General features: G+C 71.2%; 21 protein-coding genes and 1 riboswitch. Of the genes, 5 read left to right on the forward strand and 16 right to left on the reverse strand.

Annotated elements, in window-relative coordinates; genetic code table 11:
- Window positions 1-317: 317 nt before the first annotated feature.
- From BKD26_RS31315 to BKD26_RS31335, 5 genes are all read right to left on the reverse strand, one after another.
- Window positions 318-1,076, reverse strand: coding sequence for a hypothetical protein (locus BKD26_RS31315; protein ID WP_084905286.1), 759 nt, complete (start codon window positions 1,074-1,076; stop codon window positions 318-320).
- 341 nt (window positions 1,077-1,417) lie between these two features.
- Window positions 1,418-2,221, reverse strand: a complete 804-nt coding sequence (locus BKD26_RS31320; RefSeq protein WP_084905288.1) for an ABC transporter ATP-binding protein — start codon at window positions 2,219-2,221, stop codon at window positions 1,418-1,420.
- Window positions 2,218-3,321 (reverse strand): iron ABC transporter permease, encoded by a 1,104-nt coding sequence (locus BKD26_RS31325; protein WP_084905289.1) that lies wholly within the window; start codon window positions 3,319-3,321, stop codon window positions 2,218-2,220. Before BKD26_RS31325 ends, BKD26_RS31320 begins: the two co-directional genes overlap by 4 nt.
- A 44-nt stretch (window positions 3,322-3,365) precedes the next feature.
- Window positions 3,366-4,409: an ABC transporter substrate-binding protein gene (locus BKD26_RS31330; RefSeq protein ID WP_084905291.1), complete on the reverse strand. Its 1,044-nt coding sequence runs from the start codon at window positions 4,407-4,409 to the stop codon at window positions 3,366-3,368.
- Between the two features lie 29 nt (window positions 4,410-4,438).
- Window positions 4,439-4,630: riboswitch (cobalamin riboswitch) on the reverse strand.
- 76 nt (window positions 4,631-4,706) lie between these two features.
- Window positions 4,707-5,681, reverse strand: coding sequence for a GlxA family transcriptional regulator (locus tag BKD26_RS31335; RefSeq protein WP_084905294.1), 975 nt, complete (start codon window positions 5,679-5,681; stop codon window positions 4,707-4,709).
- A 149-nt stretch (window positions 5,682-5,830) separates the two neighbouring features.
- Here BKD26_RS31335 and BKD26_RS31340 point away from each other — a divergent pair, with 149 nt between their 5' ends.
- The gene (locus BKD26_RS31340) at window positions 5,831-6,331 is read left to right on the forward strand and encodes a hypothetical protein (RefSeq protein ID WP_241518938.1); all 501 of its coding nucleotides are present in this window, start codon (window positions 5,831-5,833) and stop codon (window positions 6,329-6,331) included.
- A 5-nt stretch (window positions 6,332-6,336) separates the two neighbouring features.
- Here the strand turns inward: BKD26_RS31340 and BKD26_RS31345 are convergent, their stop codons facing one another.
- The 4 genes from BKD26_RS31345 to BKD26_RS31360 are packed head-to-tail and all read right to left on the reverse strand — an operon-like array spanning window position 6,337 to window position 8,561.
- Complete coding sequence (locus BKD26_RS31345; RefSeq protein WP_084905295.1) at window positions 6,337-6,585, reverse strand: hypothetical protein; 249 nt, start codon at window positions 6,583-6,585, stop codon at window positions 6,337-6,339.
- A gap of 6 nt (window positions 6,586-6,591) precedes the next feature.
- Complete coding sequence (locus BKD26_RS31350) at window positions 6,592-7,158, reverse strand: hypothetical protein (RefSeq protein ID WP_084905296.1); 567 nt, start codon at window positions 7,156-7,158, stop codon at window positions 6,592-6,594.
- A complete protein-coding gene (locus BKD26_RS31355) occupies window positions 7,134-7,346 on the reverse strand; it encodes a hypothetical protein (RefSeq protein ID WP_084905298.1) in 213 nt (70 codons plus the stop codon). The genes BKD26_RS31350 and BKD26_RS31355 overlap by 25 nt, the downstream gene beginning before the upstream one ends.
- Window positions 7,347-7,406: 60 nt before the next feature.
- On the reverse strand, window positions 7,407-8,561 hold the full coding sequence (locus BKD26_RS31360; RefSeq protein WP_241518939.1) for an oxygenase MpaB family protein: 1,155 nt from the start codon (window positions 8,559-8,561) through the stop codon (window positions 7,407-7,409).
- A 330-nt stretch (window positions 8,562-8,891) separates the two neighbouring features.
- On the opposite strand from BKD26_RS31360, the gene BKD26_RS31365 reads away from it, so the two are divergent.
- Window positions 8,892-10,427 carry an FAD-binding oxidoreductase gene (locus BKD26_RS31365; RefSeq protein WP_084905300.1) on the forward strand — a complete coding sequence of 512 codons (1,536 nt, stop codon included), beginning with the start codon at window positions 8,892-8,894 and terminating at the stop codon, window positions 10,425-10,427.
- A gap of 10 nt (window positions 10,428-10,437) precedes the next feature.
- Here BKD26_RS31365 and BKD26_RS31370 read toward each other — a convergent pair whose 3' ends face one another.
- A complete protein-coding gene (locus BKD26_RS31370; RefSeq protein ID WP_084905302.1) occupies window positions 10,438-11,841 on the reverse strand; it encodes an amidohydrolase family protein in 1,404 nt (467 codons plus the stop codon).
- A gap of 358 nt (window positions 11,842-12,199) precedes the next feature.
- Here BKD26_RS31370 and BKD26_RS40625 point away from each other — a divergent pair, with 358 nt between their 5' ends.
- Window positions 12,200-12,370: a hypothetical protein gene (locus BKD26_RS40625; RefSeq protein ID WP_179166771.1), complete on the forward strand. Its 171-nt coding sequence runs from the start codon at window positions 12,200-12,202 to the stop codon at window positions 12,368-12,370.
- A gap of 80 nt (window positions 12,371-12,450) precedes the next feature.
- Here BKD26_RS40625 and BKD26_RS31375 read toward each other — a convergent pair whose 3' ends face one another.
- Both BKD26_RS31375 and BKD26_RS31380 read right to left on the reverse strand, forming a co-directional pair.
- Window positions 12,451-13,167, reverse strand: a complete 717-nt coding sequence (locus tag BKD26_RS31375; protein WP_179166772.1) for a histidine kinase — start codon at window positions 13,165-13,167, stop codon at window positions 12,451-12,453.
- 134 nt (window positions 13,168-13,301) lie between these two features.
- The gene (locus BKD26_RS31380; protein WP_143662734.1) at window positions 13,302-13,991 is read right to left on the reverse strand and encodes a hypothetical protein; all 690 of its coding nucleotides are present in this window, start codon (window positions 13,989-13,991) and stop codon (window positions 13,302-13,304) included.
- A 120-nt stretch (window positions 13,992-14,111) separates the two neighbouring features.
- Between BKD26_RS31380 and BKD26_RS31385 the strand changes: the two genes are divergently transcribed.
- Window positions 14,112-15,107, forward strand: a complete 996-nt coding sequence (locus BKD26_RS31385) for a hypothetical protein (protein WP_084905308.1) — start codon at window positions 14,112-14,114, stop codon at window positions 15,105-15,107.
- 31 nt (window positions 15,108-15,138) lie between these two features.
- Here BKD26_RS31385 and BKD26_RS31390 read toward each other — a convergent pair whose 3' ends face one another.
- From BKD26_RS31390 to BKD26_RS31405, 4 genes are all read right to left on the reverse strand, one after another.
- On the reverse strand, window positions 15,139-16,512 hold the full coding sequence (locus tag BKD26_RS31390) for a diacylglycerol kinase family protein (protein ID WP_084905310.1): 1,374 nt from the start codon (window positions 16,510-16,512) through the stop codon (window positions 15,139-15,141).
- An 81-nt stretch (window positions 16,513-16,593) separates the two neighbouring features.
- On the reverse strand, window positions 16,594-17,910 hold the full coding sequence (locus BKD26_RS31395) for a hypothetical protein (protein WP_241518940.1): 1,317 nt from the start codon (window positions 17,908-17,910) through the stop codon (window positions 16,594-16,596).
- A complete protein-coding gene (locus BKD26_RS31400; RefSeq protein ID WP_084905312.1) occupies window positions 17,907-19,985 on the reverse strand; it encodes a transglycosylase domain-containing protein in 2,079 nt (692 codons plus the stop codon). The genes BKD26_RS31395 and BKD26_RS31400 overlap by 4 nt, the downstream gene beginning before the upstream one ends.
- Window positions 19,986-20,316: 331 nt before the next feature.
- Window positions 20,317-21,195, reverse strand: coding sequence for a universal stress protein (locus BKD26_RS31405; RefSeq protein WP_084905315.1), 879 nt, complete (start codon window positions 21,193-21,195; stop codon window positions 20,317-20,319).
- Window positions 21,196-21,454: 259 nt separating this feature from the next.
- On the opposite strand from BKD26_RS31405, the gene pstS reads away from it, so the two are divergent.
- Entirely contained in the window at window positions 21,455-22,573 is a 1,119-nt protein-coding gene (gene pstS / locus BKD26_RS31410; protein ID WP_084905317.1) for a phosphate ABC transporter substrate-binding protein PstS, read from the forward strand.
- Window positions 22,574-22,650 lie beyond the last annotated feature (77 nt).

The following is a 22,650-nucleotide window of genomic DNA, read 5'->3' on the forward strand; positions in this document are numbered from 1 at the left end:
CATCCGCGCCACTCCGGCGGGACACCACTGAACATACTTGCGACCACTGACAACGCAGCCGTGGTGCGTCCGGCCGGAGATGGGGTGAGCGGCACGTTCGGGAGGAGATGGGGGTGCGTCCGACGAGCGAGGCGAAAGCGCCGTACGAAAAGGGCCGAGTTCAGGGCCTGGGACGGCTTCGATTCCGCGGGGAGCGCGGCCACGTCGGCTTCGTCGGGTGTGAGGGAGGGGTCGGAGGGCAGCCCCTGACGGCGTGCAGGCCCCCCGGCGGCCCCAGGGCTGCCGGGACGGGGCTGCATGCTCAGGTAGTCGGGGAGTCAGTTGGCGGGCGCCGCCTGGTACAGGCCGCGGCCCGCACGGCGGGCGCGGGAGGTCGCGACGAGACGGTCGAGGGTGCTGCGTACGGTGTTGATGGCGCCGGTGGTGTCGTCGCGGCCGAGCTCCTTGGCGACGTCCCTGGCACGCAGAGGCGTGTCGCCGTTGCGGGCGAGCACAGCGGCAACCTGATCGGTCAGGCCGCCGGTGTTGTCGGGGGCGGGGGAGGACTCCTTGGCGGCCGTCTTCCTGGCCTTCGGGGCCTTCACCGCAGTGGTCTTCTTCGCCGTGCCGGCCTTCTTCGCCTGACGCGGCTTGGCCGCCGGCTTGGCCGCCGGCTTGGCGGTCTTCTTGGCCGTGCTCTTCCGCCCAGGGGCAGTGGCACGGCGCGCGCGCTGTGCCGGAGCGTCCTGTGCGGTGGCCGTCTCCGTCTCCGGAGCCGCCTCGGCCTCCGTCTCCGTCTCCGTCTCCGGCGCTGCCACCGGCACCGCTTCGGACACGGGCTCGGCCTCGGGTGTTGCGACAGCGGGCTGCACCGCTTCCCCGGCGTCCGCGCGTACTTCGGAGCGCGGTGCCGGAATTGCCACGGTGGACAGGGCCTGCAGCGCGGTGAGAGCACTGCGCACCGATTCGAGCCGCTCGGTGACGGCTGCGAGGTCCTTCTCCAGTGCCTGTTGGTGCTGTTCGAGTTGCGGGAGTTCTTCCATCAGCAGCGCGGTGGTTGTTTCGATGCTTCCTGCTGCCGTCGCCGAGTTCGGCATGTGCCCTCCTGCGGGTTCGTGAAGTATGTGAGGGATGGGGACTGCGTTGCAGGGTAAGGCTGTGGCGTTGCGACAAGCAAACAAGGCGACCGAGCAAAGCAACTGTTGTGCGAAGCCGAAAGGCATGGGAGTGATGCCAACTGATTCGTATGGCAAAGCAATTCAGCAACACCGTGCGAAGAGGAAAGCAGCCACTCAGCGCCGGCGGCCCCGCGCAGCGGAGTCCATGCGGACCGTGACCCACCCGAACCTCGGTCGTTGAACTCGGCGATGGGTGCACGAAGAAGCCCCGGGCGGCCAAAGCCCGGGGCTTCTCCCACACACCGACCCGGCGCCCGGGCTCAGCAGACGCGGTCCGCCTCCGGCGATACGTCACCCGGGAGGAAGGTGACGTGAGGCGCCCCGGTCCGGGGGTGGACGACGACCTCCCCCGCGACGCCGTACACCTCCGAGAGCAGGCGCGGGGTGAGCACCTCGCGGGGCGGGCCCGCGGTCGCGACCTCGCCGTCCCGGAGGACGTACAGGCGGTCGCAGTAGTAGGCGGCCAGGTTCAGGTCGTGCAACGCGACCAGCACCGTGGCGGGCAGGCGACGCAACACGCCCAGCACCTCGAGCTGGTGGCGGACGTCGAGGTGGTTGGTCGGCTCGTCCAGTACGAGCAGCGACGGCTGCTGGGTGAGCGCCCGGGCGATCAGCACGCGCTGCCGCTCACCGCCGGAGAGCCGGTCGAAGGAACGGTCCGCGAGCCCCACCGCGTCGACCGACGCCAGGGACGACTCGACCAGTCGGGCGTCCTCGGCGGTGTCGCCGTCGAGCAGCCGCTTGTGCGGTGTGCGGCCCATGGCCACCACGTCCCGCACCGTGAGGTCGAAGGCGGCACCCGGTTCCTGCACCACGACGGCCATGGTCCGGGCGAGCCGGCGCACGGGAAGTGACCGGACGTCGGTTCCGTCGACGCGTATGTGCCCGGCATCCGGGCGCAGGACGCGGTAGACGGCACGCAACAGGCTCGACTTGCCGCTTCCGTTGGGGCCGACCAGACCGATCACCTCACCGGGCTCGGCGGTCAGTGACACATCTCGTACGAGATGGCGGGCCCCCGCGCTCACGGTGAGGCCTTCGACGGCGAGGTGGTTCCCGGTCATGCCACTCCTCGGTCGGTGTTCCGCCGGGCGTCCCGCCGCAGCAGCCACAGGAAGAACGGGCCGCCGCACAGCGCGGTCAGGACGCCGACGGGGATCTCCATGGGGGCCGCGATCGTACGGGCCGCGATGTCGGCCCAGACGAGGAAGGCCGCTCCGGCCAGGGCCGCCGTGGGCAGCACCCGGCGGTGGTCGCCTCCGACGAAGAAGCGCACGATGTGCGGGAGCATCAGCCCGACGAAGCCGATCGGTCCGGCCGCCGCGACGAGGACGCCGGTGAGCAGGGACAGCAACACGAACATCCGGGCCCGGAAGCGCCCCACGTCCAGCCCCATCGTGGTGGCGGCCTCCTCGCCCGCCAGCAGCAGGTTCAACGGCCGGGCCTGCACCAGCAGCACACCGATGCCCACCAGCAGCGTGGCCGCGGGCAGCCACAGCGTGGCCCACTGGACGCCGCCGAGGCCGCCCATGGTCCAGGCGAGGACCTCGCGTGTCTGGTTGCCCCGGTCGGCGGTCAGCAACAGCAGGTGCATCACCGCGGTGAGTACCGCGGCCACCGCCACCCCCGACAACACCAGCCGGACCGAGGTGATCCGCCCGCCGGCCCTGGCCGTGGTGTAGACGAGCAGGAGCGTCAGCAGTGCTCCGGCGAACGCGGACACCGACAGCGACACCGCTCCGAAGAGAGTGACGCCCGAGACGATCACGATGACGGCGCCCAGGGACGCGCCCGATGAGACGCCGAGCAGGTACGGCTCCGCGAGGGGGTTGCGTACCAGGGCCTGCATGGCCGTGCCCACGACGGCGAGCCCCGGTCCGATCACCGCTCCGAGCAGTACGCGTGGCGCCCGTACGTCGAGGATGATCGTCTCGCGTGCGCGTGACCATGTCGGTTCCGCCCGGTCGGCCCCCAGGCCGTGCGCCACGATGCTCCACACCTCGCCGGGCGGTACGTGCACCGAGCCGATGGCCAGCCCGGCCGTGACGGAGACCAGGAGGAGCACGCCGAGGACCCCCAGCGTCAGGAGGTAGGTCCGTCCCCGCGGCGGGTACGCCCTGGGTCCGGCGAGGGACGACCCGGGCCCAGGGGAGGGTGCGGTCATCGTGCCGCTCGGGCTTGCCGGCGTACGTGCGGGCGTGCGGGCCGTCACCGGAAGCGCTCGGGGTGCAGCCCTCGAGCGAGGTCCTCCACCGCGTACGGAGGCCGTACGCCGACCAATGTCGCGGTGAGCGGCAGCACGACGAACCGCTTGTTCCTGATGGCGGGCACGTCGGCGAGGGCGGGCTGGGAGAGCAGGAACTTCTTCTTCTGCTCCACGCTCCCGGCACCGCGGTAGTCGTAGATCGCGATCACCTGGGGCCTGCGGGCGACCACCTGTTCCCACGAGACGTCGCCGAAGACGTCGTCCAGGTCCGAGAAGACGTTGCGCCCGCCGGCCAGCCGGATGATCTCCGTACCCAGGCTCCTGCCGCCCGCGGTGAACGCGGACTTGTCGCCGCTGTCGTACACGAACACCGATACCGGCGGTGCGCCCCCGACCGCCTCGCCGGCCTTCCGGATGCGGTCCTGGAGACCGGCCACCAGCCTGTCGGCCCGCTCCGGCACGCCGAAGATGCTGCCGATGGTACGGATCTCGTCGTACGTGTCCGTCATGGACACCTGCTTCTTGCCGCAGTACTCGCGGTTGAGGTAGGTGTCGATGCCCGCGTCGGCGAACGCCTTGCGCGACCGCCCCTCGTTCTGGGCGAACGCGCTTCCGTAGCCGCCATAGACGAAGTCGGGCTCGGCCTCCAGGACGGTCTCGAAGGACGGCTCCTTCTCCGCCAGCTCCGGGACGGCCGCGAAGTCCTTCTGGTACGCGGGTAGAACGGCCGAGTCGGGGAACGCGGTGCCGACCATCCTGTCCTTCAGGCCCAGAGCGAGCATCAGCTCGGCGGGGTGCTGGTGGATGGTGACCACCCGGGAGGGGGGTTCGTCGTACGTGGTGCGGATGCCGCAGTTGTCGATGGTGACCGGGAACCCCTTCACGGACGTGGCCGCGCCGCCTCGGTCACGGGTTTCGCCCTCCGTGCCGCAGCCGGTCAGCAGGGCGGCGGACAACGCGGCGGACAGGGCCGTGGCGAGTGCCCGTCGCCGCAGGGCATGGCGGGATGAGGGGAGGGGAAAGGGACGGTGGGTGCCGTCGTACACGTAAAGCCTCCTGGGGAGTCCGCGCTCCTCGGAATGGGCCCGCGACAGGCCAGTGTCCTGACTCCCGGATCGACGTTCCCCCTTGCCTTCCCGCGCTGTACGTACGTACGCGGTGGCGTCCTCGAAGGTTCCACTCCCCGGTCACAGTGGCGGGACCGTGCCGGATTCGCACCGGCTTCCTGTCTCCCGTCGCGGTGATGACCAGGTGATACTACGTTTCCTTCAGTGGAGCGCAAAAGGGCGTGCGGTCGGCCGCCGTACGCCCCCGTCGGTGGTACGGAGGCGGCCCGGGCATCGTCACCGGGGCAGTTGCCGGAGCTGCGCGGCCCGGTAGCGGGACGGTGAGATCCCGTACCGGCTGGTGAACGCCTGGCGCAGTGACTCGGCGGAGCCGAATCCGCTGCGGGCGGCCACACTCGCCATGGGCAGCGTCGTCGAGGTGAGGAGATGTGCGGCGGCCTCGGTACGCGCCAGCCGGACGAACCTGCCCGGCGCCTGCCCGAGGTGCTCGGTGAACAGCCGGGTGAGGTGACGTGGCGTCACTCCCGCGTGTGCGGCGAGCGCCGCCGTGCCGAGGTCGTGGTCCGGGTGGGCGGTGATGTGCTCGACTAGCTCGCGGACCAGCTCGTTGCGGGGCGGCGGGGCGGCGGTGAACAGGCTCATCTGCGCCTGGTTGCCCGGCCGCTGCAGGTAGACGACGAGGGCCCGGGCCACCTTGCGGGCCAGTTCGGGGCCGTGGTCCTCCTCGATGAACGCGAGGGTCAGGTCCATCGCGCTGGTGATCCCGGCCGCCGTGTACACGTTCCCGTCACGGATGTAGATGGGTGCGGGGTCCACCGAGACCTCCGGGTGGCGGGCGGCGAACTGCGGCGCGAACCGCCAGTGGGTGGTGGCGCGGCGCCCGTCCAGCAGCCCGGTGGCGGCCAGGACCCCCGCCCCCGTACACACCGAGGCGATCCGTCGGCTCTCCTTGGCCAGGCGCCGGACGTGGCCCACGATCCGGGGGTCGGCGGCCGCCCGCTCGAATCCCAGGCCGCCCGAGACGACCAACGTGTCGAGCGGGCCGACGAGCCGTTCCAGGGGCTGCTGGCTCTGCAGGACCAGCCCCGAGCCGCAGACGATCGGGCCGCCGCCCGGCCCGGCCACGCACACCCGGTACGGCAGGGACGGGTCACCGATCTCGTTGGCCATGGCCAGGCTCGTGGTCACACACGCGATGTCCAGCAACTCGGCCGCTTCGTAGCCGACCACCACCATGAGCCGTTCCGCCATGCGGCGACCCTATGCCGGAAGGACCGGTACCCCAAGGCCACGGACATCGATCCCGCCTCCGCGCACGACCGGGGCCGGCCGAGCCGGACAGTGGAGCCGGCAAGGCCCGCTTGCCACAACGCTCCAGCCATCATCACTCGGGGGACGCCATGACCCGCACCACGCGCGACGACCACCACAACCGCGACGACGGCACCCGCCCGGCTCCCGCTCGTCCTCAACGGGAGAGCTCGCCCTCCGGTGCCGGGCGCATGCTGGGCGCCCTCGGCCACCGGTGGCCCACCGTGCTGGCACTCGCCCTGGTGGTCGCCACCTTCGTCGACGGTGTGCCGCCCGTGCGGCTCCTGGCCGCCCTCCTCATCGTCATGCCGCTGTGCTACCTGCTGTTCGGATCACTGCGCGGCGAACTGCGCCGCCCCGGTGTCCTCGTCATTCAGATCGCGGGCCTCCTCGGCTTCGCGGCCGTGGCACTGGTCGCTCTGGCCGTCGACGGCGCTCTCGGCCTCTACGTCGTGGCTGCCGGCTGGCTGGCCCACGGGGTCTGGGACTTCACCCACCATCGGACCGGAAGGGTCGTGCCCCGGGCATGGTCGGAATGGTGCTGTGTCGTCGACGTCTTCGGGGCCCTCGCGATGGCCGTCATGGCCTGACGACGTCACTGGAGCATGTGCTCCATGATGGGGACGGGCAGCCCCGGATGCCGGGCCGCGGCCAGTGCCGTGTCGGTGTCACGCAACAACCGGACCAGCTGCGTCGCGGGCAACCGCGGGTGCCCGGCGGCCGCGTGGCGTACGTGCTCGTGCGGGTCGTCGAGCAACCGCACCGCCGACACGGCCGTCCGCCGCGGGTCGGTCGCCGCCCGGTGCCGTACGTCCTCGAGGGCGATGCCGGGTGTCCTGCTCACCCAGGATCAGCCGGGCCCACTGCTCGGCGGTGATGTCCGGCTGCGCCTCGGCCGGCCGCGCACACTCCAGTCCGGGTGGGCCACGGCCGCGTCCACGACCGCTGCCGGCAGGTGACGCCACAGCAGGAAGGGCGACCGTCCCAGCAGGCCGGCGAGCAGCTCATCGGGGATGGCCGGGTTCAGGCCCAGCCCCTGTGCCCACACGTCGCGCAGCCGCTCCGAAGGGCCGGGTCCCCGAACCAGCGATGCCCAGGCGGCTGCCCGCTCCTCCGGGGACCCCCGGGCAGCCGACCTGGCCCATTCCTCCTGCCGCTCTCCCGGGCGGCGGTCCACGGCGATGAGCCAGACCTCGTCCTCCTCGGTGGTCACCCCCAGCAGGATGTCGCCGTCCATCGAGAGGGTGACGAATTCCGGCTCCCCGGGCCGCTCGCCCAGCACTCCGGCGAGATCCCAACGGCCGGTGAGCTTCACCCGCGTCCACCGCCTGGGCGTGCCGCCCGTCCAGGCGCCGGCGACGTCGATGAGGAACACCCCGTCCTCGCCGAGCATCAGGCGGTCGCGAGCCGGTGCCACTGCGCGTTGAGCTCGGCGACCGGATCGGCCGCGTCTCTCCGTACCACCACGGTCGGTCTGGCACCACCTGCGACGACGGGGCGCCATGCGGCCCGGGGAGGCAGCACCTCCTCGGGCCTCCGGTCTCCGGCGATGTCCAGCCCGGCCCGCTGCGGCAGCTCGGCGAGTCCGTCTCTCCCACCTGTCATGGGAGCACATCCTGCCCGACCGGCGACCGAGGGAGCGCCGCCTGGCGGTGATCCCCGCGGTCAGCGGTTGTCGTGCAGCTCCTGGTGCATCTGGGGCTGGTCGTCCTGGTCGTGGGTCATCGCGTACCTCTCGACCTCGTTGAACGCCTTCGATGCGACGCCGAGGATCTCCTTGTAGGGGTTGACGCCGACGGTCTTCTTGGCGGCGCCGCCGAAGAGACCACCGGCGGTGTTGCTGACGAGGCCGTGGCCGGCGGCCAGGGGCTTGCCCGCGATGTCGAGGGGGCTTCTCGGGACGCCCGCCATGTCGGCGTACTTGTCGGTGAGCGCCACGCGGGTCAGGGCGATGTACGCGTCACTGGCCCCCGGCCCGACGAGGTCCCGGTAGAACTTGATGGCCTGCGCGGTCATGAAGACACCGTCGTCGGTCTTCTTCCACTCCGTGTCGCGCTGGGCGTTCCAGACCGCCTCGACCTCGTCGGCGTTCTTGGGCAGCAGCCATTTCTCGGGGGTGCCGAGGTAGTGATTGACGTAGTGCCAGGCGCACATGAAGCCGTGCGCGTCGTCCTTCGACACGTGCAGGCCGAGGTTCTTCATGCCCTGGAGGATCTGGGTGCTGAAGACGCAGGAGGCGCCGGTGGTGTACTTCTGGGAGACCGGCTCACCCCACGTGGCGTAGTCCCACTCACCGCTCTTCTTGTGCAGTTGCCGCACGGAGGCGTGGACCAGGCGCACCTTCGTGACGGTCGCGGCCAGGCTGCCGTCCCGCATGGCGTTCCGCTTGCCCATGTCGATGAACAGTCGCGAGGACTGCGACAGCCTCCGTCCCGGGCCCTCCACGCCGCCCAGCCGGCCCGTGGAGCGCAGGGTGAAGGCCCCGGTGGGGGAGAGGTACGTGCCGATGAGGCCCACGGTGCCCTGGAGCATCGACGCCTCCCCGTGGTGGTGGTCGAAGAAGCCCTCCGCCGCGTTCACATCCGCGTCGCTCCAGTCCGGAGGCGGCGCTTCCGCGTCCCGCAGGAACTGGGCGAGCCGCTCCGGCAGCCGGGACAGGTCCTGGCCGGGACCCAGCTTGTTGACGGTGCGGAACAGGTGGTTGACCCCATCGACCTCCCGGTTGTCGATCAGGTCCGACACCAGCGCGTCAGCGGCCGGATCCCCGACCTTACTGGCGGCCTCCATCTCGGCCACGGCATTGGCAGTCGTCAGTGGCACAGCAGAACTCCGTTCTCCGTCGATCAGAACTGAACGGCCGCCGAGCCCCTGCCCCCACGCACCGGCGGCGGACGATCTCGCTCCGGGACCGGCTCCTGCCATCAGGGACAGCACAGCCCGCCTCTCAGCAAGATCACCACTCGCGATCCTGCCCCAGTGAGTGCGGGCCCGCGATGCCCCGTCCGAGGCAAACGGAAGTGCGCCCGGCGTATACCAGGGGCGCATTCGGTCCCGCCGGGGCATTCGCATGAGAGGTCGGGCGACCTGGCGGTGTGGCTCCCTCCGCCGCCGTGTCGATCATGCCAAGAATGCGGTCGAAGGAGGTCGATCATGACAATCAATCGCCGCGATGTACTCGTCAGAGCCGCGCAGGTCACTGCGGCGGCCGGCGTGCTGACGGCCGGCCTGGGGCCGGGACCGGTCGCGTCCGCCGTGCCGCGCCGTGAAAGCGCCCACCCAGTGCCGACGACCGGCAGGCCGGAGACACGGGCATGGGGTGAGCTGCGCCGCCGGCTCAGCGCGGCCGCCGCCCTGCACCAGCCAGGCGGAGACGCGTACCGCCGTCTGGCCGCGCCGGACAATCAGCGGTACGCGGGTGTGCTGCCGGCCGGGATCGTGGCCTGCGCGACCGAGCGGGACGTGCAGGTCTGTGTGCGGTGGGCGCGCGAGCACGGCGTTCCCCTCACGCCCCGCTCCGGTGGGCACAACTACGCCGGTTACTCAACCACGCGCGGCCTGCTGGTGAGCCTGCGCCCGATGAACAGCGTACGCGCGCGGGGCCGCATCCTTGCGGTGGGCGGCGGGGCCACCAACTCCGACGTGTACGCGGCCAGGGCGGCCAACCTGTACTTCCCGGGCGGGCGCTGCCCGGGCGTGGGCGTGGCCGGTCTGACACTCGGGGGCGGCCTCGGCTTCAACGACCGCAAGTGGGGTCTGACCTGCGACCGGCTGCTGGAAACCCGTGTTGTCCTGGCCGACGGCACCCTCGTACGGGCCGCCGACGACGAGAACCCCGACCTGTTCTGGGCCTGCCGCGGCGGGGCGGGCGGCAACTTCGGGATCAACACTGGCTTCGTCTTCGACGCCATCCCGGTCGGCCGGCAGACGGCCACCGTCTTCGACCTCACCTTCCGGATCGAGGCGGGCGTCCGGCTCGTCGGCCTCGTACAGGAGATCCTCGACGCCGACAGCACCGGGGACTTCGACATCCGCGTCGGCTTCAAGCACCCCGGCACCCGTCACGGCCCCGTCATCTCGGTCCTCGGCCAGCGCCTGGGCGACGAGAAGGCGCTCCGAGCCCTGCTCGCGCCGCTGCTGCGCCTGGGGCCGACGAAACAGTTCATCGAGCAGCGCGGCTTCTGGGCGGCCCAGGACCACCTCATGGAGAAGCCCGGCACGCCCGCGTGCATGGCCTCCAAGTCCCTCGTTCCCAACCGTCGGCTCGATGAGGAAACGGTCGACACGATGGTCGAGTGGACCCGCGCCTGGCGGCCGGGCGCGGCCGGAAGTCCCGGGTACGTCACGCTCTTCGCCATGGGCGGATCCTGCGCGGTCCCCGGCCAGGGCGAGACCGCGTATCCGCACCGCGACGCCACCTTCGTCATCGACATCGGTACGCACTGGAAGCCGGGAACACCCGAACACGCCGTGCAGAGCCTGCTGGTCCGGACGCGTGGCCTCCACCGCACGCTCAGCCGGCGCCTGGAGACGTCGGCGGCGTACGTGAACTTCCCCGACCCCGATCTGCGGGACTGGCAGTCGGCGTACTACGGTCCCAACTACCGCCGCCTGACCGAAGTCAAGCACCGTTACGACCCGGGCGGCTTCTTCCGGTACGGCCAGGCCATCGGCACCCGTAACCGCTGAAGGGCGCGGTTCAGGCCCGGTCGCGGAGGTGGGCGGCCGCCAGTTCGGCTTCGTGGACGACGGTGGCCGTGTCCACGTCCAGCAGTTCGCCCTGGGCCTTGCGCATCCGGCCGTCCACGAAGACGTGACTGACGTTGGGTGGTTGACCGTTGAGCACGATCTGACTGATCCAGTCGAATCGGGGCGCGAAATTGAGCGTGCCCGGGTCGAGGACGACCACGTCCGCACACTTGCCGGGGGTGAGGGAGCCGACGCGGTCCGCCATGCCGACGCACTCGGCGCCGCCGAGGGTCGCCATGCGCAGTACGGACGGAATCGTGGGATTCACCTCGGGGTCCTGGTGCAGCGCCCGCTGGAGTCCCACGGCCGCCTTCATGACGTTGAACATGTCGGAGGTGTCATTGGTTCCCCCGTCATGGCCGAGCCCCGTCTTCACACCCTGCGCGTGCAGTTCGGGGAACCTGATGATCCCCGAGGCCAGCCGCATGTTGCTCAGCGGGCAGTGGGCCACGCGGACATCGTGCCCGGCGGCCGACGCGATCTCGTCATCCGTCAGATGGATCGCGTGGTTCATCAGCAGATCCGGTCCGAAGACCCCCGCCAGCCGCAGCGCACCGATCGGGTCGTCCCCGCGGTCGGTGCGGTGTTCCAGGACGTGGGAGTTGACCATCACCCCGAGGTCCCGGGCGATCTCGCCGAACCGGCGCAGCCGGTCCACACCCGCCATGCCGGCGTGGACGGAGACCTGGGCCGATGCCAGGGGCAGCGGGTCGAGCAGCTCCTTCTTCACCCGGGGTACGAGGTCGGCGTTCGGAACGGTCTGCATCATCGCGTACACGAACCGCAGCCCGGAGTCGTCCAGCGCCCCGATGTAGCGCTCGGTGGTGTCGTACGGGATGGGGTGCACCCAGTCCACGACGGTCGTGACACCCGCCTGGAGGGCGTCGAGCGCGGCGAGGCGGACGAAGCGGTACATGTCCTGGGCGTCGATCCTGGCGAGGGTCGTGCTGTTGCAGGAAGCCAGCCAGCCGTACAGATCCTGACTGCTGCATCCGCCCCGGATGCTGGACTGCCACAGGTGGTTGTGGATGTCCACGAACCCCGGCAGCACCATCCGCCCGCTCACGTCCAGCACCCGCGTCCCCGGCGGCGCGGGCAGCCGCCGCCCCACGGCGGCGATCCTGCCGTACCGCATCAGCACATCGGCGTGACGCAGCGTGCCCAGGGGCCCGTCGCCCACATCGGGGTCCATGGTGAGGATCAGCTCCGCCCCGCGGAGCAAGGTGGGGGGCGACTGTCCTGGTCTGTCGTCGGGGTACGATCCGTGGCCGGACGGGGGAGCGCCCGCCATGAAGGGGACGCTGCTCAGACCGGCGAGCACGCTGCGGCGGCTCAGGTGGGACGACTCCGTCATGGGGCTTGTATCCCGCGCCCCTCAACCGGGGGCAAGTTGCAATTCCGGCCAACGATAGTGGAATTCCATTTCCGGATACCTCGTCGAGTGGTCCCGGCGGTGTCCACGCAGAACGCGGTGGCGACCCGTGACGACGACCTCCGTGACTGCGCACTCCAGCTCGGGCACGATCCGCCGTTGCGTTCCCGGTCGCCTGGGGCGAGGGAACCGGGGCCGGTATGGGATGGCGGCCTCATGTTCCTGGGACGTCCGGAGCGGGACATTGGAGCGGTCATCACACAGATGGCACAGGTGGTCGCACGGGCTGATCCGGTGAGCCGCCCCAACACGTCTTCAGTTGGCAGGAAGGACCACGGTCATGAGTTCGAAGAAGGTCATCGCCTCGGCGGCAGGCGGCGCGGCGCTCGCCGCCGCAGCACTCGCCATGTCCTGCAGAAGCCGTCCCGCACAGGGCTCCGGCCCCCTGGACCGGGCCAGAGACCTGTGGGCTCGCTGCCCCTCGTGCCCCAAGCCGGGCAGGCGGCGCTAGAGGGCCGGACCAAAGCGACGTTCAGTGTCCGCTGCCGTGTCCACCACGGCGGCGGACACTGTTGTGTCATGGGGTGGCCGTCAGTGTGCGGTCCCCGCCGGCGGCCGCGCGGTGGATGCGGAGGCGTCCCTGGGATCGGCCCAGGGGGAGCGAGGCAGTACGGCACGGACGCGGGTGCCGCGCGGGAGGCGCTCGACGGTGCAGTGCCCCCCGATCTCCGCCGCCCGATCGGCCATCGAACGCAGGCCCACGCCGCCGTGGCCGCCTCGGTCTCCGTCGATGCCGATCCCGTCGTCCACCACCGCGACGGTGAGGGTGTCGGTGTCCATCCGTGCCCGGACGGTGGCGTGTTCGGCGTGCGCGTGGCGCAGGACGTTGTTGAGTGCCTCCGCCGTGATCCGGTACGCGGCCACCTCCACCGCCGCGGGAAGCGGCGGCAACGGCGAGGGCAGGATCTCGGTACTGACCGCCAGGCGGGGCCCGTCGAAGCCGGACGCCAGCTGTCGCAGGGCCGTACCCAGGCCCAGCTCGGTCAGGGGCGCGGGCCCCAGCCGGTCGGTGATCCGCCGTACGTCCTTGATGGCCATCGCCAGGTCCTCGCAGACGCGGCGGAGGTCCTCGCGTACGGGATCTCCGGAGGGCAGACGGGCGGTGGCGGTCTCGACCCTCAGGCGGAGGCCGGCCAGCGTCGGCCCCAGCCCGTCGTGGATGTCCCGTCGCAGACGCCGGCGTTCCTCCTCCCGCGCGCTGACGATCTGTTCCCGGCTCCTTTGTTCATGGGCACTCCCTCGGACCACGACGGATCCAGCATGGGCGGCCCGGTGCACCAGGCGCATGAGGCCGGCGTCCCATCCATGTCCCGGATGCGCCGTGGGAGCCCTCTCCTGGGGCGGGTTTCAACGGACTGCCGATGGCGGGTGCTCCGCGCGTGTCACTCCGTGGCGTTCAGGTGCAGCCAGGCGCTGAGTGCCGCGTGCAGTTCGACGACGTCCTGGCGCGGCAGGCTCTCCCCGGCCCGGCCCACATGGAGACGTACGTCGTCGGCGGTGACCGTGTAACCGACGGACAGGCGCGGTGAGGAGCTGACGGCTGAGCCGCCGGCCAGGACGCGCCGCAGCGCCGCTACGTGCCGTGGCAGGACGGCCGCCGGCGTGGCGCGGGCCAGGCGGTCGAGGTGCCGGGGGCGTGCGGGCGCGCCGATCGCGGTGTAGAAGCCGTGGATCGCTTCTTCAAGGCTCCCGCGCGGTGCGGCGGGCGCGGCATCGGCGAAGGCCCGGAAGAGGTCCGGCCAGGGCTGCTCGATGTCGTAGAGCCGTCCCGGTACCCGCACCGGCGCGGGTTCCCGCAGGTCCAGTCGGACGCAGGCTCCCGGGAACAGCTCCACCGCATAGCCCTTGCTCTGGTACCGGGCGTGAAGGCTCCGCAAGCGGGCCACGTGCCGGTGCACGGGGTTCTGGCCGACCGGCCCGTCCGGCCGGGAGGCCCGGCCCACGGCACCGTACGCACCGTGGGCGCGGTGGAGCCGCCCCGACTCCGTCACCACCGCCGTGATGTGCCGACCGCCGTTCCCCAGCCGGAATCCCACCACCGTGAGCATCGCCGCCCCTTCCCGCTTCCGCACGCCGCCGACGCTACCCGCAGCGCCGCCGCCACGGGGGCCGATACGGCGGAGCCCGGCCGGTCGGGCGGCAGGGGGCGGCCAGTTCGGGGGGTTGTCGGACCCGGACGCTAGCCTCGCTTCATGTCGCGTACCACACCGCCTCGTCCCGTGGACATCGCCGCGGTCTTCCCGGAGCTCGCGCCGCTGGCACGTACCGCCGTTCGCCTGCATCCGCGGCCGGGTGCACCGACCGCGGCCGACAGTTCCGTCGGCGGGCCGCTGCTGTGGCCCGTGGACGAACCGTGGCCCACGTGCCCCGAGCACACGGGCCCCTGGCTGACCGGCTACACCCCGGACGACCTGCGCGAGGAGAGACGCATACTCACCGAGGGCTGGGCCCGCCCCCGGACACCCGGGACGGATTTCCTCACCCCCGACGAGCGCGCCTTCGTGGACGGTCTCGGATACACGGGCAAGCGTCTGCCCGCCGACGGTCCCGTACCCCTGCTGCCCGTTCTGCAGCTCTACGCCCGTGACGTACCGTCCCTTCCCCGTCCGCCCCGCACCGATCTCCTTCAGGTGCTCTGGTGTTCCTTCGAGCACGGTGAGGACTGCATACCCGGGGTGCGGCTGCGCTGGCGCGGGGCCGGCACCGTGGGCGCGGTGCGGGACGCCGTGCCGCCGCCCGTGGTGAGTGAGGGCGGGGCGCTGCCCGAACCGTGCCTCCTCCATCCGGAACCGGTCGTCGAGTACCCGGCACCGCACGAGTTGGAGGAGGACCTCCGCGAGCGGATTCACTCCTGGGAGGAGGGCCGTCCGTACGATTACCAGGGGGACCTCGCCGTCGCCCCCGGCTGGAAGCTGGGCGGGTGGGGCAACTGGAGCTTCTGTGACCCCTGGCCGATGCTCTGCGAGGAATGTGGCAGCACCATGGGTCCGTTCCTGACCCTGGACAGTTCCGAATGGGACGGAGGGACCGGCAGTTGGTGCCCGCTGGAGGAGCCGCTCCCGGCGGAACGACCGCTGTACCCCGAATCCCATGAACCCACGAGGATTTCGATCGGCCGCGGCTACACCATGCAGGTGTACCTGTGCCCCGAATCCTTCGACCACCCCCACCTGCAGGTCATGCAGTAGGCCCCAGGAAGGGCGGCTTCTTCACCACACGTCACCTCCGGGGGCGCCTGGTGACCGCCGTGCGCCCCACCGCCGCGGCGAGTTTGCGCAGGCGGCGCCAGTCGAGTGGCGGCTGTGCCTGCGGGACTCCGGGCCGCAGCCGGGGTACGCGGACGCGCAGTGCCCGGGGCGCGATGCGGCAGTGGACGGGGGCGGGCAGGACGAAGGCCTCGCCGTCGATGCCGACCTCGATGGAGGGGCGGTCGGCCTCGACGACCACGTCACGGGCGGTCAGCACCGTCAACCCGCCCGCCTCCGGGTCCAGGAGCAGACCGGCGGCCTCCGCCGCGCTGTCCACCCGGATGCCCAGGACGCCGAGTACACCCGAGTCCAGACGCTCGCGGCGGCCCAGGCCGGCCGGATCGTCCCTGCGGTAGGGGTTGTTGCTCACCAGCAGCGCCTGCGGATCGGTGAGCGTCGTTCCCTCGGCGCGGGCGGTCAGCCGGGGCCCGCTCTGCCGGGTGAGCAGGTCGGGCAGCAGGTCCAGCGCCGTACCGACCTTGTCGTTCCGGTAGGCGGGGCTCTGCACGACCGTTCCGTACACACCGAACGAGACGTTGTTGACGAAGGGACGCCCGCCTGCGAAGCCCAGGTCCACGTGGAGCTCGACGCCGTCGGTCAGCGCGTCCAGGCAGGCGGCGGGGTCGTCGCGGTCGAGCCCCAGGTCCATGGCGAAGTGGTTACGGGTGCCGGCGGAGACGACCAGGAACGGCAGCCCGTGCTCGGCGGCGACCGCGGCCACGAGCGCCTGCGTGCCATCACCCCCCGCGACGCCCAGGAGGTCGGCGCCGTCCGCCACCGCCCGCCTGGCCAGCTCCGTGACGTCCTCGGGCCGCTCGGGGTCGAGCAGTACCACGCGCGCCCCGAGCCGCTCGGCCTTCTCCTTCAGTCCGAGCCGCTCCACCTTGGCGCCGCCCGAGCGGGGGTTCATCACGAGGAACGGCCGCCGTGGTGGCGGCGTCCGGTGCTCCTTCACCCGAGCGGGACGCAGCCCGGTGCTGCGCAGCGCGTACCGCCCCGTCCAGACCGCAAGGGCCCACAGCGCGAGCGAGAGCGTGACCACCCACAGCAGGTTGGCGGCCGCGAACATCCCGACCACGGCGACCGGCGCGGCCACAGCCAGTGCCGCGGCGGCCACGCGGGCCACCCCGCGCCGCGTCAGCGCCCACCACAGGCCGGCCGCCGTGACGGCCATGCCCGCAACGCCGGCCAGGAGCAGCAGTACGCCGCCGACCCCTCCGTACACCAGTGGCAGCAGCGCGGCGAGCGTCACCGCGGCCAGGGATGCCCTGGCCGACCACCGCTGCTTCCGGTGGGCCCGCTCGCTCGCGTGCCACCCGGCCCCGTCCCCGACCCTGAGCCCCATGGGCCCTCCCCTCGTCCGCGGACATCGTAGGAGGCCCGGGCAGACCCGGTCCCGCCGCCGGTGCCGCGACGGGCGGGCGGATCACCTGGCCAGCGATGACCACCCGGCCGGCTGGGCGGGATCGAGGGTGCGCCATTGGGCCAGGACCTTGGGGTCCTGGGCGTCGAGCCAGTCGGTCAGTTCACGGAAGGAGACACAGCGGACCTCCTTGCGCCGGCAGACGTCCCTCATCACGTCCTCCACCGCGTCCATGTAGATCCCGCCGTTCCACTTCTCGAAGTGGTTGCCGATGAACAGGGGCGCGCGGCTGCCGTGGAAGACCCTTTCGAATCCGGCGAGATAGGAGTCACGGGCCTGCTTGCGCCAAGTGGCGTACATCGCCGGATCGCCGTCCGTGAGCCCCTTGGACTGGTTGTAGAGGAAGTTGAAGTCCATGGACAGCACTTGGAAGTCCTTGCCCGGGAAGGGCAGCATCTGCAGGGGAAGGTCCCACACACCGTCCTTCTTCGAGGGCCAGACCTGGAAGTCGCCCGCGGAGCTGGCGTCGTAGCGCCATCCGAAGGGCTTGGACGCCGGTATGAGCGTCTTCTGCCCTTCGAGGCAGGGCGCGCGTCCGCCGACGACCTCGCGGGTGGGATCGAAGGGGAGCGGGGCGAGGTCGGTGAATCCGGTGTTCGTCTTCCAGTTCTGTACGAAGGAGTAGAACTGGTCGATCTCGCTGGTCCACTCCGTGGCGCTCCAGTCCCCGCCACCCTTGGCCCCGCAGAAGTGGCCGTTGAAGTGCGATCCGATCTCGTGGCCCTCCTTCCACGCCCCGCCGAGCTGGTCCAGGGTCGTGCGGATGTGCTCGCGGGTGGGATAGGAGATCGCCGCCGCTCCGGCACCGTGCTGGGGCGGCCGGTAGAGGTTGCTCTTCTCCTTCGGGAGCAGGTAGATGCCCGTGAGGAAGAACGTCATGTGCGCGCCGCTCTCCTTCGCGACGCGGCGGAAGCGGGAGAAGAGCCGGTCGTCGCCCTCGAGGGCGCCGTCCCAGGAGAAGACGACGAACTGGGGTGGCCGCTGCCCCGGTTTCAGCCGCTCGGCCTTCAGCTGCCCGGGTTGCGGACCGGTGTAGGAGGTGGACCCGTCCCCCAGGATCCTGACCCGGCCGTCCCAGTTCTCGTCGTCGGCGTTCAGCTTGTCCTTGCCGCCGCTGTTCTGTCCGGCCGAGGGCCGCGGTGCGGGTGCGGATGTCCGGTCGGCGGACGCCGTCGGGTCCCCGTCGGGCGCGGTGCCGCCCGTCACCAGCGGGAGCAGGCTCGCGCCGGTCGCGATGAGGACCCCGGTGACACCGAGGGCGACGCCGCGGGCGGTGGTGCGTTCCCGCAGGCGGCGCAGCGCCGGGTTGTTCCGGATCATTGTGTCTTCCCCCGATCGTTCGCGGTCCGGCCCGATGCGCCCTCCACCGCGTTCGTGTACTGGTTCCAGATTCCGGCCGGGCGGTCGGCCCCGGCCGTGGAGTCGCCGCCGAGGCCCTTGAGCGGCAGTGGCGCGAGGCTCTTGGTGAGGTCCATGCGGTAGACGACGACGGCCGTGGCCTCGGCGGGCGTGTAACCGGCGTACCAGCGTGCCGTGTCGCCCCGCGTACCTCCGGCCTTGACCGCGGCCTTGCCCGCGGTCCTGCCGCCCTTGCCGCTGCCGGTCTCGCGGGAGAGCGCATCGGTGACCTGGTCGGCCACCGTGGCGCTCACGGCGCGCTTCTGGCGCGGTGCGGCCAGAGGGACGGGCTCGCCCCGGTGGGTGACGCGCAGCACCGAGTACGGCTCGGTGTGCGTGCCGTGAGCCGCGAACATGCTGTACGCGCTCGCTATGCGGATGGCGCTCGGCGTGGAGTTGCCGAGGGCGAAGTCGGGCACCGGGGGGCCGAAGCTGGAATCGAGCAGTCCGGCCGACCGCGCCGTGCGGCGCACCTGTTCCAGACCGACGTCCATGCCGAGTTGGAGGAAGGGAGCGTCGGCCGACTCGGCCATGGCCCGGCTGAGGCTGATGCGGCCGTGGGAGCGGCCGTCGAGGTTGACGCCCTTGACCATCTTGCCGCCGCGGTCCCAATAGGGGCCTTCCGGGGTCATCAGGGGTACGCCGTCGTTCCCGTCGTAGACGGTCGAGGGCGTGACGGGGGTGCGGGGGCCGCCGCGCTCGCGCTGTACGCCGTGTTCGAGAGCGGCGGCGTAGACGAAGGGCGTGAAGACCGTGCCGGCCGGGACGGTGGCGGCGTTGGACTCGTTGAAGGCCTGCTTCTGGTAGTCCGGTCCGCCGTGGACGGCCAGTATGCGGCCGTCGGGGGCGACCGAGGCGGCGCCGAACCGGGCGTACCGGTCCGCCTCGCGGTTCTTGGGGTCCAGGGTGGCGCGCGCGTCGTTGACGGCCCTGGTGAGAGCCGTCGTACGAGGCTTCTCGAAGGTCGTGTAGATCTGGTACCCCCCGAGGTCGAACCGTGCCTCGGGGATGCGTCCGGCGCGCTTGGCGTACGTCTCGGCCAGCTCGACCAGGTAGCCGCTCTGCCCGCCCGCGGTGCTGGGCTTGGTCGGAACCCTGGGCTCGGGGAACGTGGTGTAGCGGGCCCGTTCCTCGCGGGAGAGCCGGCCGATCTCGACCATGCGGTCCAGCGTCCACGCCCACCGTTCGACGGCACGTTCGCGGTTGGCGGGCGAGACGGCGGGGTCGTAGAGCGAGGCGCCTTTGAGGAGGGCGGCGAGGAAGGCGCCCTCACTGGCGTTGAGCTGGGTGACGTCCTTGCCGTAGTAGGCCTGGGAGGCGCGCTGCAGCCCGTACGTACCGCGTCCGAACCAGCTGGTGTTGAGGTAGTCCTCCAGGATCTGGTCCTTGCTGTGGTGCCGGTCCAGTTTGACGGCGAGGAGCAGCTCGGTGAACTTGCGGGAGAACGACTGGTCCTGGCTGAGGTAGACGTTCTTGACGTACTGCTGGGTGATGGTGGATCCGCCCTGGGTGTCGCCGTCGCTGACCGTCCGCCACAGGGCCCGGGTCACACCACTCGCCGAGACACCGGGGTCGGAGTAGAAACCGGCGTTCTCGGCGGCGAGCACGGCCCAGCGGACGTGCTCCGGGATCTTGTCCAGGGGCATCTCCTGGCGCCTCACCCAGCCTGTGCGGGCCATCGGCGAGCCGTCGGCCCAGTAGTAGACGTTGTCCTGCTGGGTGGCGAAACCGTTCAGGTCCTCCGGTATCTCGGTGCGGACGTAGGCGATGGTCACGACTCCCACCAGGCCTGCCACGGCCATCAGGAACGAGGCCAGGGTTTGGCGCCACGAGGGCACCCACCGGCGCCAGCCGCTCCTGCCGGACCGGGGGTAGTCGGGCCGGCGAAGGCCACGAGGGGAGCGGGGCTTCCTCGCCTTGCCTCGGGCCCTGGTCAGGGGCCCTGCCGCGGTACGCAGCGTGTCCGCGACTATTCTGTAGTTGATGTGCTTGGTCATCCCCGTCCAGCCATGACTTGTCGGCCCGGAAGCCTGCGGCGGCCGCGGCCCTCCGGACCCACATCCGAGTTACCGGCGCGATGAAGCCATCACAAAAGTGCCCCCCTGAGCCTGACCGAGAGTGACACTCGCGATGTCACGTAAAGATAACAGGCCGGTCGGACAGTCCGATTGGGGTGGATCGGTCCGGTGAGGCCGTCGGCTCCCGTCCCGGGCCCGGACGGGCCTGACACGGTGTCAAGGCGCGGGCGTGGTCGCCTTCCCGCAGGTGAGGCCGGTGCCTGTCAGGCCGGTGCGGGACGCGCGGGGCGTGCCGGCGAACCGCCGTCAGTCAGCCATGCTCCGGAGCCGGGACCACAGCGACCGGGCATTCGGCGGTGTGCAGGACCTCCGCGCTCACCGAGCCCAGGAGCAGCCTGCGCAAGCCGGTCCTGCCGCGCGAGCCGACAACCATCAGGGAGGCACCGCGCGAGGCCTCGGCGAGGAGTGTCGCGGGACGGGTGTGCTCGATGCGCAGCTTGGCCTGCACCGCCGGGTACGGGTCGCGCCGCCGGCTGATCTCCCTCTCCAGGAATTCCCTGGCCCCTTGCTCCATGACCCCGAAATCCGGTGGCACCATGCCCACCGGGCCGGTGGGGAGCATGCCCGGGTGGAAGGCACCATGGACCAGCTCCAGACGAGCGCCGCGCAGCTCCGCTTCCGCATACGCGAGGTCCAGCGCGTCCAGGGAAACGTCATCCGTGTCCACGCCGACCACGACGCGATTGTCCCGCGACTCCCCGGTCACTCCCGGGCGGACCACGATCACGGGGCACTCGGCGTGTGTGGCGACCTGCCAGCTGACCGATCCCAGAGGCAGCCGTGGGAAGCCACCGCTGCCGCGATGACCGATCACGATCAGATCGGCGTCCCGGGAACGTTCGATCAGGGCGGATGCCGCATGCCCGAACGGAAGCTCCCCCGCGACGGTGACCTGGGGAAAGTCGGAGCGTACGAGATCCTCGTACCGCCGCACGAGGTCCGACCCCGCCTTCGCGGCGGAGTCCCCCTGACCCTCGTCCACGGGCGGCTGGACCACATGAGCCACGTGCAGGGGGCTTCGTCGAAGGGCTGCCTCGCGCGCTGCGAATCGCACCAGGTAGTCCTGGCCGACGGCTTGGTCGACGCCGACGATGATCGTGCTGCGCTGCGTCGGTACGGCGTTGCTCATGGCTGCTCCCGACGGGTCGCTCACAGGGGATCCCGAACATATGGCCCTGGGCGGGTACCCGGACCGGACGCGTTCATACCTGCGGCGCAGCCCCCGGCATCCCGGCGAGGTGCCTGCCCCGGCCAAGGCAGCGGCCCGACCAGTGACTTGGGCGCGTCCGCCGGTCGCGTAAGTGACCGCGAATGTTCGTCGGCGCGTCACCATGGGCGCGCCCATATAGGCAAGCATCTATGTTCTTGCCCGAGGAAAGGAACGACAGGTGCAGCGTCGACGGGCACATCGCAGACGTCCGGTGGGCACGAGCGTGGCGGCGGCGGGAGGCGCCCTGCTCCTCTCGGCATGCGGCACCGCGGCCGTCAGCGACGACGCTGTGTCCCCCACGCGTACGAGCAGCATCGTGTGCGCCGAACGGGGCCAGTTGGCGGCGTCCGGTTCCACCGCGCAGCAGAACGCGATGAAGCACTGGACACGTGCGTACCAAGAGGCGTGCCCAGGGGTCGAGATCCGTTATGTGCCCATCGGATCCGGCGGGGGCGTCGCCCAGTTCATGCGCGGGGCGACGGTGATCGGCGGAACCGACAGCCCGCTGAAGGCCGAGGAGATCGAACGTTCCCGTGACGTGTGCCGGGGAGGCAGGGCCATAGATCTGCCCATGGTCGGCGGGCCCATCGCCATCGGCTACAACGTCTCCGGCGTACGGGACCTCGTCCTCGACGCCGCCACCCTCGCGAAGATCTTCGACTCGGAGATCACCGTGTGGAACGCGCCCGAGATCCAGCGGCTCAACCCCGGCGCCAAGCTCCCCGCCACCCCCATCAGCGCGGTGCACCGTTCCGACGAATCGGGTACGACCCAGAACCTGAACGCCTACCTCGCCGGAGCAGCACCCGAGGAGTGGCCGTACCCGAAGGCCAAGGCCTGGCAGGCCGAGGGCGGTCAGTCCGCCGCGGGCTCCAGCGGAGTGGCATCCCAGGTGCAGGGCCTGGACGGCGCGATCGGCTACTTCGAGCTGTCGTTCGCCAAAGCGAAAGGGATCCCCACCGTCAGCCTCGACACGGGCGCGCCGGAACCTGTCGCCGTCTCCGCCGAGACGGCCTCCGCCGGTATCGCAACGGCGCACGTGGACGGCACCGGCCATGACATGACGCTGACGTTCGACTACAGGACCAGGGCGAGCGGGGCGTACCCGATCGTCCTCATCACCTACGAGATCGTGTGCGACAGCGGAAACCAGGCCGAGGTGCTGCCCGCCCTGAAGTCCTTCCTGACGTACACCGCGAGTGAGGAGGGGCAGAAGGACCTCTCCCGGATCCACTACGCCCCACTGCCCGACGACGTCGCCGCGCGGGTACGGCAGGTCGTCAGCCGCCTGTCCTGAGCCGGGCCGCGACGCCATGACCCGGGACGCGGGACCGGGCGGGCGGCTCATGGGGCGCCGGCCCGTGCACTCCTCCG

This window comes from Streptomyces sp. CB03238, from assembly GCF_002099185.1.
Taxonomy (GTDB): domain Bacteria; phylum Actinomycetota; class Actinomycetes; order Streptomycetales; family Streptomycetaceae; genus Streptomyces.

Bases quoted from the DNA above. Each gene is read 5' to 3' on its own strand.
- BKD26_RS31315 (WP_084905286.1), bottom strand. From the start codon at position 1,076: ATGCCGAACTCGGCGACGGCAGCAGGAAGCATCGAAACAACCACCGCG.
- BKD26_RS31320 (WP_084905288.1), bottom strand. From the start codon at position 2,221: ATGACCGGGAACCACCTCGCCGTCGAAGGCCTCACCGTGAGCGCGGGG.
- BKD26_RS31325 (WP_084905289.1), bottom strand. From the start codon at position 3,321: ATGACCGCACCCTCCCCTGGGCCCGGGTCGTCCCTCGCCGGACCCAGG.
- BKD26_RS31335 (WP_084905294.1), bottom strand. From the start codon at position 5,681: ATGGCGGAACGGCTCATGGTGGTGGTCGGCTACGAAGCGGCCGAGTTG.
- BKD26_RS31340 (WP_241518938.1), top strand. From the start codon at position 5,831: ATGACCCGCACCACGCGCGACGACCACCACAACCGCGACGACGGCACC.
- BKD26_RS31355 (WP_084905298.1), bottom strand. From the start codon at position 7,346: ATGACAGGTGGGAGAGACGGACTCGCCGAGCTGCCGCAGCGGGCCGGG.
- BKD26_RS31365 (WP_084905300.1), top strand. From the start codon at position 8,892: ATGACAATCAATCGCCGCGATGTACTCGTCAGAGCCGCGCAGGTCACT.
- BKD26_RS31370 (WP_084905302.1), bottom strand. From the start codon at position 11,841: ATGACGGAGTCGTCCCACCTGAGCCGCCGCAGCGTGCTCGCCGGTCTG.
- BKD26_RS40625 (WP_179166771.1), top strand. From the start codon at position 12,200: ATGAGTTCGAAGAAGGTCATCGCCTCGGCGGCAGGCGGCGCGGCGCTC.
- BKD26_RS31385 (WP_084905308.1), top strand. From the start codon at position 14,112: ATGTCGCGTACCACACCGCCTCGTCCCGTGGACATCGCCGCGGTCTTC.
- BKD26_RS31390 (WP_084905310.1), bottom strand. From the start codon at position 16,512: ATGGGGCTCAGGGTCGGGGACGGGGCCGGGTGGCACGCGAGCGAGCGG.
- BKD26_RS31395 (WP_241518940.1), bottom strand. From the start codon at position 17,910: ATGATCCGGAACAACCCGGCGCTGCGCCGCCTGCGGGAACGCACCACC.
- BKD26_RS31400 (WP_084905312.1), bottom strand. From the start codon at position 19,985: ATGACCAAGCACATCAACTACAGAATAGTCGCGGACACGCTGCGTACC.
- BKD26_RS31405 (WP_084905315.1), bottom strand. From the start codon at position 21,195: ATGAGCAACGCCGTACCGACGCAGCGCAGCACGATCATCGTCGGCGTC.